10 protein-coding genes are annotated in these 13,869 nt (G+C 63.4%); 1 reads left to right on the top strand and 9 read right to left on the bottom strand.

Features of this window, described 5'->3' with window-relative positions:
• Window position 1 precedes the first annotated feature (1 nt).
• From D0B32_RS09130 to D0B32_RS09160, 7 genes are all read right to left on the bottom strand, one after another.
• A complete protein-coding gene (locus tag D0B32_RS09130) occupies window positions 2–1,147 on the bottom strand; it encodes a glycosyltransferase family 4 protein (RefSeq protein WP_117333644.1) in 1,146 nt (381 codons plus the stop codon).
• 65 nt (window positions 1,148–1,212) lie between these two features.
• Window positions 1,213–2,136 (bottom strand): glycosyltransferase family 2 protein, encoded by a 924-nt coding sequence (locus D0B32_RS09135; protein ID WP_117333645.1) that lies wholly within the window; start codon window positions 2,134–2,136, stop codon window positions 1,213–1,215.
• Window positions 2,137–2,234: 98 nt separating this feature from the next.
• On the bottom strand, window positions 2,235–4,433 hold the full coding sequence (locus D0B32_RS09140; RefSeq protein WP_117333646.1) for a polysaccharide biosynthesis tyrosine autokinase: 2,199 nt from the start codon (window positions 4,431–4,433) through the stop codon (window positions 2,235–2,237).
• Window positions 4,434–4,535: 102 nt separating this feature from the next.
• Window positions 4,536–5,774, bottom strand: coding sequence for a polysaccharide biosynthesis/export family protein (locus D0B32_RS09145; protein ID WP_117333647.1), 1,239 nt, complete (start codon window positions 5,772–5,774; stop codon window positions 4,536–4,538).
• On the bottom strand, window positions 5,768–6,244 hold the full coding sequence (locus D0B32_RS09150) for a low molecular weight protein-tyrosine-phosphatase (protein ID WP_117333648.1): 477 nt from the start codon (window positions 6,242–6,244) through the stop codon (window positions 5,768–5,770). Before D0B32_RS09150 ends, D0B32_RS09145 begins: the two co-directional genes overlap by 7 nt.
• A 22-nt stretch (window positions 6,245–6,266) precedes the next feature.
• Complete coding sequence (locus D0B32_RS09155) at window positions 6,267–7,724, bottom strand: UDP-glucose/GDP-mannose dehydrogenase family protein (RefSeq protein WP_117333649.1); 1,458 nt, start codon at window positions 7,722–7,724, stop codon at window positions 6,267–6,269.
• Window positions 7,725–7,784: 60 nt separating this feature from the next.
• Window positions 7,785–9,191, bottom strand: coding sequence for an undecaprenyl-phosphate glucose phosphotransferase (locus D0B32_RS09160; RefSeq protein ID WP_117333650.1), 1,407 nt, complete (start codon window positions 9,189–9,191; stop codon window positions 7,785–7,787).
• A 606-nt stretch (window positions 9,192–9,797) separates the two neighbouring features.
• Between D0B32_RS09160 and D0B32_RS09165 the strand changes: the two genes are divergently transcribed.
• A complete protein-coding gene (locus D0B32_RS09165) occupies window positions 9,798–11,375 on the top strand; it encodes a mannose-1-phosphate guanylyltransferase/mannose-6-phosphate isomerase (protein ID WP_117333651.1) in 1,578 nt (525 codons plus the stop codon).
• Window positions 11,376–11,473: 98 nt separating this feature from the next.
• On the opposite strand, the gene D0B32_RS09170 is transcribed toward D0B32_RS09165, so the two are convergent.
• Both D0B32_RS09170 and D0B32_RS09175 read right to left on the bottom strand, forming a co-directional pair.
• On the bottom strand, window positions 11,474–12,643 hold the full coding sequence (locus tag D0B32_RS09170; protein ID WP_117333652.1) for a transposase: 1,170 nt from the start codon (window positions 12,641–12,643) through the stop codon (window positions 11,474–11,476).
• A gap of 554 nt (window positions 12,644–13,197) precedes the next feature.
• A complete protein-coding gene (locus tag D0B32_RS09175) occupies window positions 13,198–13,494 on the bottom strand; it encodes a YciI-like protein (RefSeq protein WP_117334146.1) in 297 nt (98 codons plus the stop codon).
• Window positions 13,495–13,869 lie beyond the last annotated feature (375 nt).

Consider the following 13,869-nt stretch of genomic DNA (forward strand, 5'->3'; position numbering starts at 1 on the left):
GTTACAGCCCTCCGCGCGACTGGCGCGGCGCGCGTGCAGCCAGCGCATCGTCGGCGCGGCGTCCGCGTGGTGACGCGCGACGGCGCAACAGGTCTTCGGTGATCCGCACGTGCTGCATGGCGAACTGGCGGGTGGTCAGATCGCGCGACAGCAGTTCTTCGCTCGCCACCTGCGCCTGGGCTAGCGCAGCGTCGGGCGCGGCGACCAGCTTGTCCACAGCGTCGCGCAATGCCGGTGCATTGAACGGCGGCACATAGGACGCGGCACGATGCGAGAAGTAATCGTCGAGGCCGCCCACATCGGTGACCACCATCGGCTTGCCGAGCGCGGCCGCTTCGAGCATCACCGTAATGCCGGAGGCGTGCGAGTTCGGCCGCAGCGGCACCAGCACGAGATCGGCCCAGTCGTAGAGTTCGCGGGCTTTTTTCAGGCCCGCTGCGGGGGCGATCTCGACATTCGCGGCGCGCAGCTTCGCGGGAATGCGGCGGCGCGTGGCGATCCGCACGCTGTAGCGCGCGTCGTTGCCAAACGCCTTGATGAGCGTGTCCCAGTCACGGTCGCGATCGTTGCCAATCGCCGCAATCCGCACCGGACCATGCGCCTGCCAGGCGTGCGGGCGTTGCGGCGGAAAATCGCCGGTGTTCAGACCGTAATACACGTGAGTCGCCTTGCGGCCAAAATACTGTTCGCACAACTGGGCGTTTTCGCTGGCGAGCGTCGTCAGCACGTCGGCGCGCGCAATCAGCTTGCGATACACCCAGCGGCGCAGCAAGCCATAGCTTTGCCATTTGTCGAGCAGCCACACGCTTTGCGCCAGCAACAACGGGGGTGCGCTGGCGCGGCCGTTCAGCAACAGCAGCAGCGCCACGGACAGATACTCCTGCTCCGTATGCGTCCAGATCACGTCCGAGCGCAGAATCTCCGCGCGATTGCGCACGGTGTGAATCAGGTCGAAGCCGAGCGCCGCTTTCAGCGCGCGGCGCACGAGCCGCACCGGCGCGCTTTCGCGGGCGTCCTGCGAATAGGTCAAGGCGAACTGCTCCGACTCGGCGTGATGGTAGCCATACAGGCAGCCAATCTCGTCGCCCTTGCGATAAAAGCGCGGATCGGCGCCGTAAAACAGATGAACGTGGACGTTCGTAGTCACTCAGGCACTCCCGTCTACCAGTTAGAAGATGCGTCGATGCGGAGCATGGGGTTCGTAACGACGGCTCAGGACAGCGCCCTTCGCGCTTCATGCGCGCCCGTGCGCACCGCGCGCCAGCGCGGCAGCTTCGCGCCCGCCTGGCGCGTCAGCAGCGCCAGCACCACGTGCGCCATGCCCGGATACACGCGCGTGCCGACCAGCGTGTACCACCACCACGCGGCCTCGCGGCGCAGCGGCGGCAGGTGGTCGCGCAGGATCAGATGCAGGTTGTAGGCGGCATTGCGCACGGCGGTGAGGGTCTGCGCGTCGCGGCGGTCGTCGTCGAAGCGTTCGGCGGGGAAATGGTCCACCGCCACGTGCGGGTCATAGACCAGCTTCCAGCCGGCGTTTTTCACGCTCATGCTGAAGGCCATGTCGTTATGCACCTGGGCGCCCGCGCCACGCAGACGCGCGTCGAAGCGGATCGTGCGGATCGCCTCGCGCCGGTAGCTCATGTTGGCGCCCTTGAGCAGGTCCACTTCGCGCGCTTCGCCCACGCCAAGATGGTGATTGCCGATGATCTTGCCCGACGGCGTGAGCTTGCCCACCAGCGGCCGCTCGCCATTCAGCACGCGGCCTTTCTGATGCACCCAGTCGCGTCCGCCGAGCGCGCCCAGCCGTGGGTCGCCCGAAAATGCCGCGGCGATCCGCTCGACCCAGTCCGCGTGCGGCGCGGCGTCGTCGTCGGTGATGGCGATCACGTCGCCAGTCGCCGCATCGAGACCGCGGTTGAGCGCGGCCACCTGGCCCGGCGCATCGACGCGCGCCACCGCGAGGCGCAGGTTGCCGCGCACCGTCGGATCACGCAGGCACAGATGCGTGGCTGCATCGTCGGGACGGGCCACCACCACCACTTCGTCCGGCGCGCGCGTCTGCCGTTGCAGCGCGGTCAGGCAGCGCGCCAGATCGTCGGGGCGGCGGAAGGTAGGAACCAGTACGGTCACTTTCATCGCTCAGTCTCCTCAATTAGCGGTCCGTGCGCGCTGCGTGGCGCATGCACGGACCCGGTTGGCTCGGCACTCGTGAACTCGAACTCATGCAGTCAAACTCAGGCGCTCAGGTATTCCTGCACGGCGGCGTAGCCACGGTCGTAGCCGCCGCGCGCACGCTGCGGCATCGCATTGAAGATGCCGCCCTGCACGTGGACGCCGGCCGCCTGCAAGCGCTTCAGCGAATCGGCGATTTCCGCTTCGTTGTGCTGACCCGAACGCATCACGAAGAAGGTCGAGGCTGCGCAGGCGCCGATGATCGAGGCATCGGTCACGGCCAGCACCGGCGGCGTGTCGATCAGGATCACGTCGTAGCGTTTGGCGAGACCGTCGAGGTATTGATGCAGCCGTGGCGACATCAGCAGTTCCGACGGATTGGGCGGACGCTGGCCGCACGAGATGAAGCTGAGCCCGTCGATGCTGGTGGGACGGATCGCCTCTTCCAGCGAAATCTGTCCGCTCAACAATTCGGACAGTCCGTTGACCGCCGCGCCGCCCACGTAGCGCTCGAGTGCGCCGCGCCGCATGTCGCCGTCGATCATCAGCACGCGCTTGCCGGAATGCGCGAGCAGCACCGCGAGGTTGACCGTCAGAAAGCTCTTGCCGACGCCGGGCATCGGCCCCGTCAACATGACGATACGATTGCGCGCGTCCATCATCGTGAACTGCATGGCGGTGCGCAGACTGCGCAGGCTTTCGATGCAGACGTCCTTGGGCCGCGCGTCGGCCAGCACCGAACGCAGACGGTTGCCGCCGCGTTCGAACGAATGCTCGAGCACGGCCTGCTCAGTAGAAAGCGGCACCAGACCGAAGATCGGCAGATGGAACATGCGCTCGACGCGCTCCGGATCATCGATACCCTTGAACAGATTGCGGCGCAGGAACACGAAACCGGTGCCCGCAATCAACCCGAGAATCACGGCCGCCGAGAGGATCAGCATTTTCTTCGGCTTGACCGGCGTGCCCGGCCGCATGGCCAGATCGACCATGTGCACGTTGCCGCCCGTTCCCGCGCGCTGCACCGACAACTCCTGAATGCGGTTCAACAGGAGTACGTAGATGTCTTCGGCAACCTTCGCGTCGCGCTGCAACTGCACGGCCTTCACTTCCGTGGCGGGCAGATTGCGGAAGCGGTCGCTGTATTTGTCGCGCTGGGTTTGCAGTTCGGTCATCTGTTCGCGCGCCGCCTTGATGAGCGGGTGCTCGTCGCCATAGCGCTCTTCGAGCGAAGCGATCTGCAGGCGTTGCGCGGAAATCTGCTGCTCGTACTGGATGCTGCCTTCCAGATAGACCTTCGCTTCGTCGCTCGCGTCGATCGAACCGGACTGCCGCTGATACTCGGTGAGCGCGGCTTCGGCGCGTTCGAGATCGGACTTCAGACGCGGCTCTTCACTCTTCAGGAAATCGAGCATGCGGTTGGCGTCCGACTGCTTGGCCGCCGTGTGCTCCTGCAGGTACGACTCGGCGAGCGCATTGGCGACCTGCGCCGCGTGCGCCGGGTCCTTGTCTTCCAGCGAGATCTGGATCACGCCGGTCTGCTTGCCCTGCTCTTCCACCTTGATGCCGGACTGGAATGCGGTGATCGCGTCCAGCTCATTGGCGCGCATTACGGTGAACTGCGTGCCCGGTCGTGCGATCAACTGCTTGACGAGCATCGTCACGCCGCCGCCCTGCGCGGTCTGTCCGACCTGGCCGCGCAACAGCAGCGCGCCGTTTGCCGCGCGCAGTTCGTACTCCGTGCCAGAGAGCACGGTGAGGCGCATTTTCTGACCTTCGAGCGCGGGCACGACTTCGACGGAGTCGATGTCCGCCACTTCGCCGCCCCATGCATAGCTCGTGAGACCGAGCCACGGATGCGACGGCACGCCCGGTGTGGCGAGCCGCGCGGCGATGCTGCCGAGCAGCGGAATCGTCTTCGGCTCCACGCTGAAATTCAGCTTGAGCTGCTGGACCACCGGTCCGACTACGCCGCGGCTCTGGATGATGGCAATTTCCGCATCCGTGGGCAGCGACGTCTGGCCGCTCGAAATCATCGCGCCCGTCTGCGTTTGCGTGAGCGCCTGCGAGGTGTTGTCGGACGGCTCGACGCGCACATACGCATCCGCCGAATACACCGGCTTGGCGATATAGCAGTAGAGCCCGGCCATCACGACGATTGTCAGCGCGATGGCGATGAGCCACCAGATGTCGTCGAGAATCACCTGTAGCAGTTGACCGAGGACGACGTCCTCTTCTTCGGTCCTGGCCGGTATGGCCATGTGTGGAGTCATGTGTGTGCTCACAATTCGATCCCGGTTGGGTCGCCTCGGGCAGTGCGCCGCATGTGTCGTGCGACGCACTGCCGTTGGCGGATCAGGCGCCTAGCGCGTGAGTTCCTTCAGATAGAACAGCGATTCCAGCGACGGCAGCACTTGCTGGACGACCCGGTTGAAGGTGGTCGACGCCGAGGTGCCGACATAGACCACGTCCAGCGGTTGCAACTGGAAGCGCGAGGACAACATGATCGAGTCGGGCTGCGTCAGATCGAGGCGGTACACCTCGGGCTTGTAAGGGTGGTCGGGGCTGTCCTTGAAGCCGCGCATCACGTAGATCTGGCGCGGATTGGCGTCGGTGTCGAGCAGACCCGTGGCCTGCGTCAGCGCGTCGGCAATGGTCAGACGGCCGCGCAGCATCGAAAGCGTCTGCGGCGTTTTGACTTCGCCGAGAATGAACACGCGGCTGTCCACGCGGTCCGGCACGTTGACGATGTCGCCGGCCTGCAAGAGCACGTTTTGCGTGGTGTCGCCACGGTCGAGCAGACTGTCGGCATCGAGCACGTACAGCTTGTTGTTGCGCGTGAGGCGCACGCGCTGGATATCGGCAATCTCCGTGCTGCCGCCCGAGCGCGTGATTGCGTCGAGCAGCGTCAGCGGCACGTCGCTGATGGCGAGCGGCCCCGGCGATTTCACTTCGCCGGTTACCTGCACCTTCTGGCTGCGGAACGACAGCACCCGCACGTCCACCTGCGGATTGCGGATATACGGCAGAAGGCGCGCGGCGAGTTCGTTACGCACATCGCCGACGGTGCGGCCCGCCACGCGAATGTGACCGACGAACGGGAAATAGATCGTGCCGTCGGGCGCGACGGTCTGGCCATACGGATCGGCTTGCCCAGGCAACGCCGTGGTGTACGGCTGCTGCACGGCGCCGGCCAGCGTCTGCGTGGTGTTGTCGCCGGTGGAGAGCGTGCTGCCGTTCGGCGTGGTCAGCTCCGGGTGATCCCACACGGTGATGCCGAGAATGTCCTGCGGCGCGACACGATAAAGGTACTGCGACGGATCGCTGAATTTGCCGGGCGGGAGCGCAGGCTGCTGGGCCGCCGCCTGTTGCGCCTGCTGGAGGATCAGATCGGCGTCGATCGGGTGCACCGCGTAGCTTTGCGCCGGCTTGCCCGGCGCGTCCTCTTTGAGCGAGGACGTGTCGAGGTTGTAGCCGGGTGCGATTGCGCATGCCGTCAACAGCGTGGTCAACAGCACTGGCAGAAACTTTGGCACAAGCTTTGGCACAAGCTTTGGTAAAAGCGCAGGCCATCGCGCAGCAAGTTTTTTTCGTTTCAGCATAGTTTGTCCAGCCATCCCATGACCAGGTGTTCGATGAGCGCGAAACTCTCGCGATACGCGGTTTCCGCGCCGCCATAGGGGTCAGCCACGTCCTGGCCGTCCCACTGGCCCAGTGGATAAACCTTGCCGCGTGAAGTCGGCTCGAGCGCCTCGACGGCCTGCACCTGACTGCGTTCGGTGACCAGCACGAGGTCGGCATCGCGCACGATCTGCCGGTTCAGCCGCCGCGCCTGATGCCGGTCCGGCGTGATGCCGCGCTCGGTCAGCAGACGCTGCATCACCGGGTCCATGCCGTAGCCGTTCACAGCACGGATGCCGGCCGAGTGGAACCTGATCGTCCGTGGCGCCGCAGCGGCGGCGCGATTGCGGGCCACCGCCGCGGTGCGCGCGTGCTGCGCCTTGAACAGCATTTCGGCAGCGGGCGAACGGCACACGTTGGCGTGGCAGACGATCAGAACGTTGTCGAACATAGGCGCTCTCCTTCGTTGCGACTCAGCGTGCCAGCGCCGCGTCGGACGTGGCGTGCTGCGGCTCGGCGGCGCCGTTCTGCGCTGCCGCCGTCTGCGGGGCCGTGATGCCCTCACGGCGCGCCGGCTGACGGCCGATGGCGTGATACTCGATGCCGAGTTCGCTCAACGCTTCCGGTTCGTACAGGTTGCGGCCGTCGAAAATCAGCGGCGTGCGCAGATGCTGCTTCAGGCTGTCGAAATCCGGGCTCTTGAAGACCTTCCACTCGGTGAGGATCACCAGTGCATCGGCGCCGCGCGCTACGTCCATTTCATCGCTCTCGAACGTGAGGCGCGCATGTTGATGCGGCACGTCCTGCAGATCGAGCGCGAACACGCGGCGCGCTTCGTCCACGGCCACCGGGTCGTAGGCTTTCACGCGTGCGCCGCGCTTGAGCAGTTCCGCGATCAGCGGACGGCTCGGCGCTTCGCGCATGTCGTCGGTATTCGGCTTGAAGGCGAGCCCCCATACGCCGAAGGTGCGGCCGGACAGATCGTCGCCAAGACGCTCGACGATCTTGTGCGCGAGGATCTTCTTCTGCGCTTCGTTGACGGCTTCCACCGCTTCGAGAATGCGCAGGCTTTGCTGACGTTCGACGGCGGTGTTGATGAGCGCCTGCACGTCCTTCGGAAAACACGAGCCGCCATAGCCGCAGCCCGCGTACAGGAAGTCGTAGCCGATGCGCGGATCGGAACCGATGCCGCGCCGCACCGCTTCGATGTCGGCACCCACGCGATCCGCCAGATTGGCGAGTTCATTCATGAACGAGATGCGCGTGGCGAGCATGGCGTTGGCCGCGTACTTGGTGAATTCGGCCGAGCGCACGTCCATGTACAGCGTGCGTTCGCGATTGCGGTTGAACGGTGCGTAGAGACGCTTCATCACCTCGCGCGCTTTCTCACCCGGCACGTCTTCGTCGCAACCCAGCACGATGCGATCGGGCCGCGTGAAGTCTTCGACCGCAGCACCCTCTTTCAGGAACTCTGGATTCGACACCACCGAGAACATGTGCTGCGCGTCGCGCGCCGCCAGCTCTTCGGCGATCGCTTCGCGCACGCGCACCGCCGTGCCGACCGGCACCGTCGATTTATCGACGATCACCTTGTAGCCGTTCATATGGCGGCCAATGTTGCGCGCAGCAGCGAGCACGTATTGCAGATCGGCCGAGCCGTCTTCGTCCGAAGGCGTGCCGACGGCGATGAACTGGATCTCGCCGTGCGCCACGGAAGCGGCGACGTCGGTCGTAAACTTCAGGCGCCCCGCCTTGCGGTTGCGCGCGATGATCTCCTGCAGGCCCGGCTCATGAATCGGCACACCGCCCTGGTTCAGCACGTCGATCTTGCGCTGATCGAGGTCGAGACACAGCACGTCGTTGCCGATGTCAGCAAGACAGGCGCCCGTCACGAGGCCCACATAGCCGGTACCAATGATCGTCAGGTTCATGAATTACACCTCGGAGATTTGAAGGTTCTAAAAACAGGGCACGCTGCGTTGCACGCGCGCTCAATACGCATTGCTTCCCACGAAGCCCTTCCACAGCGTCAGCATGACGATCTTGAGGTCGAGTCCGAAGGTCCAGTTCTGCATGTAGTAGAGATCGAGCTTCACGCGTCCCATCATCTTTTCGATGCGGTCGGTTTCGCCGCGATAGCCGTTGATCTGCGCCCATCCGGTGATGCCAGGCTTGATGCGGTAACGGTGCATGTAGCCCTTCACCAGATCCTTGTAGATGTCGTCGTGTTCGAGCGCATGCGGACGCGGCCCCACCACCGACATCTCGCCGCGCAGCACATTGATAAACTGCGGCAGCTCGTCGAGACTGGTGCGGCGCAGGAAGGCGCCCACGGCGGTGATGCGCGGATCCCGACGCGTGGCCTGAGTGATCTTGCCGCTCTCTTCCTTGTGCACGCGCATGGAGCGGAACTTGTAGATCTCGAACTGGTTGCCGTCTATACCCTTGCGCTTCTGGCGGAAGAACACCGGCCCCGGCGACGACAGCTTCACCAGCACCGCGATCACCAGCAGCAGCGGCGCGAGTGCGGTCAATGCAGCAAGCGCGAACAGGCGGTCGAAGATGCGCTTGGGCAGCACGCGCAGATCGGTGATCGGCGAAGCGGCCAGGTTGATGGCGGGCACGCCGAGCAGATCGACCATGGGCTGGCTGAACAGCGTCAGGCTGCGCACGTCGGGAATGAAGCGGATATTCACGAAGTCGTTGCGCAGTTCCATCACGAAGCGGTGGATGGTCTTTTCCTTCGAGATCGGCAAGGCCAGCCACAGTTCGCGAATCGCACGCTGCCGCACGAGCTGGATCATCGCCGCGAAGTCGCGCTCCACCGGCACGCCGCCAATGGCCGGCGCATCGCTGGGTTCGGACGCTGCGCGCGGTGTATCGGCGGCGCCGTCCTCCTCGTACACCACCAGCGGGCTGAAGCCCGCTTCGGGACGGCTGCGCATCTGCTCGATCAGAAACTTGCCGTACGGCGCGCTGCCCACGATGGCGACGCCCTTGTGATTGAAACCTTCGCGACGCAGCCGCTTCAGGATCGTGTAGACCAGCGTCTTGCTGACCATCAGCAGCGCAATCACGGCGAGCGCCCAGTAACCAAGCCAGAGTCGCGACAGCAGCTCCGAGCGGTGCAGGCTGAAGCTGATCAATACGCCAGTGGTTTCCACCACCAGCCAGCCGCACGACACGCGAAACAGCAGATCGACGAGCGGCTTGCCGCGCCACGACAGATAGACACCCAGCGCGGGAAAGAACACCACCACCAGCAGGCAGTCGAACGCCAGCGACATGCTCTGCATGTCGTCCAGCCACACCCAGCGTCCGTCGTGCACGGCCGCTGCAACCAGGGCGCCCAGGGCGACCATGGCGATGTCGATGATTCTCGATAGAACGCTCAGCATGCGCTGCACCTCAGTTCGTCAGTCAAGTTCCATCCGTGTAGTAAGCGGAGGTCCGCACCGTGTGAAACCGGGCATCACGCATTCGTTGCGCATTGGCTGGTCATAACACCTGGCTAATGCGCCGGATCGTCACTTGCGCTTAAAGCCGCTCGCTAATCCGAATGCGTGATTACCCGCACAGGCTAGATAAGGCGGCATTAAAATTCGCACTGCAACATCGGAAAAATGCACAAAATTTAATGGGCGGAATTTTTGAATTTTTAGGGAATTTTTTCGGTAATTATTACTTGATTTGGGGCGATTTGTGACGCTGATGAAGCCATCGAACCGCGCCGCTGAGCGCTTTTTGTAAAAGGCTTGCAGCCTGGTCTGCTACCCTTCGTCTCACGCGCTGCCGCGCTTGCCTTGCATGGTCCGTAGCGCGCCGATTTTTTGCGGATTATTTTTTCTTTTCCCATGAAACAAATAATTCTTTTTTAAGGCTTTCAAGCGCATTTTTCAGCAGGCGTGTTATTTATTTTCAGGACCCGCCATTTATCCCGCTTTTATTGGCTATTTACGCCGTGATACAACTCGATCTACTCAACCAGCCTCGAGGAGATCACCATGACAGCAACGGTCACGGCGTCCGACGCCGACGTCCGCTCTGACGCCGCCGCATCGCTGAACGTCAAGCTGAAGGTTCATCCCGTGATTCTTGCGGGCGGCTCCGGTACACGTTTGTGGCCGATGTCGCGCGAGCAGTATCCGAAGCAACTGATTGGTCTGCTCGGCGAGGATTCATTGCTGCAGTCCACGACGCGCCGCCTCGACACGCTCGATGCCGGTCATCCGCTCGCGGAACAACTGATCGTGGTGGCCAACGAAGAGCACCGCTTCACCACCGCCGAACAATTGCGCAAGAGCGGCAAGGCGAGCCGTCTGATCCTCGAACCGGTGGGCCGCGATACGGCGCCGGCCTTGACGGCGGCTGCGCTTACGATTGCCGCTGAAGATAGCGACGGCATCATGGTGGTGATGCCCGCCGATCACGCGGTGGTGGATGTCGACGCGTTTCACGCGGCCGTGGCGGCCGGTGTGCAGTACGCACGCGACGGTCATATCGTCACGATGGGCATCGTGCCGACCCATGCGGAAACCGGCTACGGCTACATCCGGCTCGGCACGCCGATCAGCCGCGCAGGTCTGGCTGAAGGCGTGAATTCGCATGAAAGCGATGCGGACGATGCCGGCACGCAGCAACCGGGCACGGCTCACCGGCTCGACCGCTTCGTCGAAAAGCCGCATCTGGAACTCGCGCAGCGTTACATCGAATCTAAGGAGTACTGGTGGAATAGCGGCATCTTCATCATGCGCGCGTCCACGTGGCTGGTAGCGATCCGCCATTTTCAGCCGGCCATTTTCGATGCCTGCGCCGAGGCCCATGCAAACGGCCAGGCGGACGGCGATTTCTTCCGCTTGCAACGCGCGGCATTTAGCGCATCCCCGTCCAACTCGATCGACTATGCCGTCATGGAGCAACTGGGCAACGATCCGTCCGTGGCGACGGGTGTGGTGGTGCCGCTGCGCGCGGGCTGGTCGGATGTGGGCTCATGGGATGCGATCTGGCAGATCCTGCCAAAAGACGGCGCGAACAACGTGGGTCGCGGCAACGTGATGTTCGAAGGCTCGGGCTCCACGTTCGCGCATTCGGAAGGACGCCTGATTGCCTGCGTGGGCACGCATGATCTCGTGGTGGTGGAAACCGCCGACGCGGTACTGGTTGCCGACAAATCGCGCGTGCAGGACGTCAAGAAGATCGTCGGCCGGATTCGCGCCGATGGCGGCGCACTGGCGGCGAACCATCGCAAGGTGCATCGGCCGTGGGGACATTACGATTCCGTGGATAGCGGCGAGCGTTTCCAGGTCAAGCGCATCGTGGTGAATCCGGGCGCGCGTCTGTCGCTGCAAATGCATCATCACCGCGCCGAGCACTGGATCGTGGTGCGCGGCACGGCGCTCGTCACGCGCGGCGAAGAGCGGCTGATTCTGTCCGAAAACGAATCGGCCTATATCCCGCTCGGCACGACCCACCGTCTCGAGAATCCTGGCAAGATGCCGCTGGAGATTATCGAAGTGCAGTCGGGGTCTTACCTCGGCGAAGACGACATCGTGCGCTTCGACGACAAGTACGGACGGCAGTAAACACGCGAAGATGGGCCGCTGCGAAGCGGCCCATCTTCCGGTTCATCGTTTAGCGCATCAGGTACGGTTCGTCGGACACGCAAGCGCAGTGGAGACGTTCAGCCGACGTGCGAGATGAACTCCGTTATCAGCGGATACCGCTCGCCCACGCTGTCTCCCGCCGCGTCTGCCGGATAGCGGCGCAACGGCGTCCGTATTGCGCTAACCGACGCATTCAGCGGTCCACCCAGCACGTCGCTTATCGCCGCGCTCATGCCGGCGACCAAGGCGCTGCTCCTTGCCACATTCAGCGAGCCATGCCCCGCCGCGTTCATCGAATGCGCGTTGGCTGCGGGCGGCGCATCGGCATGCACCCCGGCCGAACTCACCGTCACCGTATTCGGCATGGTGCGCACACTCGGCAGCGGCCGTGAGTACGCGGTGTGGGCCGGCGCATTGGATGCCGCGGCGTCCACCGTGCGGCATTGCCGGTCGATCCATTGCTGGGCCCATTCCAGCGCGTAGTCCTGCGCCGCGTTCGGTTCGTCGAAACGCGGCCCCACCAGACCCGAACGCTCGACTCGCCGGCCGTCTTTTTCGATTTCCGCCCAGGCGCGGAACATCGCGTTCGGCACCCGCTCGGCCGCCACATAAATGACGTAATCGCGGTGCGCAAACGTTTGCGTGCCACGCCCAGCAAGGCTCATGGGTAACGAACCACGTGCTCCCCTCGGGTACTCGCGCTGCTGCGCGCCACCAGAAACCAGTGCCGCCGAGCTGACAGACTCGGGACGCAGCGGTTCGGCAGAGGCGGGAGCGCCGGACAACTGGCGGGTCATGTCGGCGAGCGGATCGAGCGAGCGCAGAGCCGGGCGCGCGCCGGCTGGCGACTGCCACGACTCGGGGCTTTTCCAGCTGACGCCACGCGGGCTGTCGTCGCGCGCGCTCACGGCGACGGGCTGCGGCGCGGGTTTGGCGGCGACGGGTGGCGACGCTTCGGGCACGTAGACGAACGTACGGCCGGCTTGCGTCAGGAGACGAACCATCTCGGCGAGCGTGCCGTCCTGCTGCCATTCCTCGAAACGGCGGCGGCACGTCGGGCCCGACGGATAGCGGCCCGGCAGCTTCGACCAGGGTTCACCTGTCGAAAGAATCCATAGGACGGCGTTCGCCACGATGCGCGGATCGGCACGCGGCCGGCCCCGTCTGTTCAGACGGACTGCCGGCTCGTCGGACACGAGCCCCACCAGCAGCACCCACTCGTCATTGCTTAGCTCATCGAAAAACATGCGGTTCTCCACACAGCCTTGGCCGGGCTGCGGCGTTGGACAGTCACGAATTCAGCGTGCGCGATTCATGTAGTGTCCGCGGTTGCACAATTATGTATTTTCGTTCAGGCCGGATCGAGACATTCGCACAGGACTAGTGCGAGCGTTCCCCACCGCGAAGCACAAAACGTGGTCTCACTCGTGCATTGGAGAAATTGTGCACGAAGCATACCATCGCCAGGGTTTGTATGAATATGGCAAACCCGCTTGTTACGGATGGAAACAAACTTGTGGCTAGCGCAGTGTTGGTTTTTGAATTGCCATAGCGGAAATTCACGCCGCCGTAACATGCGCAATGTCCATCGCGCCACCCGTTGAATTGCAATGGCGCGCTAATTCGCCGTAAAGCGCGCAAAGAATTTCTTATTCTTTTTTTTCATTCTTTTATGGCGTGGCAGCGTCTCGCTTGCGCCACGGCGCGAATGCGCACCGTAGCGTCACTGCCGCGCCCGCGGCACGGGCTGCCTTTGCCGTAACTGCGATGCGCCGGCAGAGGGCGATGCTTGCACGCGCATCTATCGCACCGGATTCGCGGCCTGCTCGCCCACCACGGTTTTCCACGGCCTGACCCGCCAGCGCTTGACGAGACCTTCGCGTACATACGGATCCGCCTGGACGAAGGCTTCCGCTGCGGCGGGTGTGTCGCCCTTGAACAACAGCACGGCGGTATCGGCCGGCTCGTCGAGGGCACCGCCCAGCAGTAATTCGCCGCGCCCGGCCGCGCCCCATGCCAGCTTCAGATGCTCGTCGCGCCACGCTGCGCGCCGTTCCAGATAGTCATCGCACAGGTCGTACATCAGTAGATAGTGCATGGTCATGTCCCACTCCTTTTCTCGACAAAACATTCAATGACGCAATTGCGGCGGTGGTCGATTATTACATTTATTACGCAATTTCCGATGCGGGCTTTTTCCGTTGCCGATTGCTGCTTCGCGTTGCGTTTCCAATGCGTTGGCTATGCGTTTCCAATACATTGGCTCTGGGTTGATTAGCAAGCCTCACTGTCCCTTCCTCTTGCGGGCATGAGCCAATGGTGTCATGCCGAATGCTTAAGGCATCTGGGGGATTTCTTTTCGGATTTCAATTGGGATTCCATAGCATCGTCCAAAGCGCTTTCCCGTCACTTTCCACGCGCTTTCCAATAGAGCCGCACAATCCTTCTTCCAGTCGGCCATTGGCATGGCATG

The sequence above is a fragment of the Paraburkholderia sp. DHOC27 genome (genome assembly GCF_003429005.1).
Classification (GTDB): Bacteria; Pseudomonadota; Gammaproteobacteria; order Burkholderiales; family Burkholderiaceae; genus Paraburkholderia.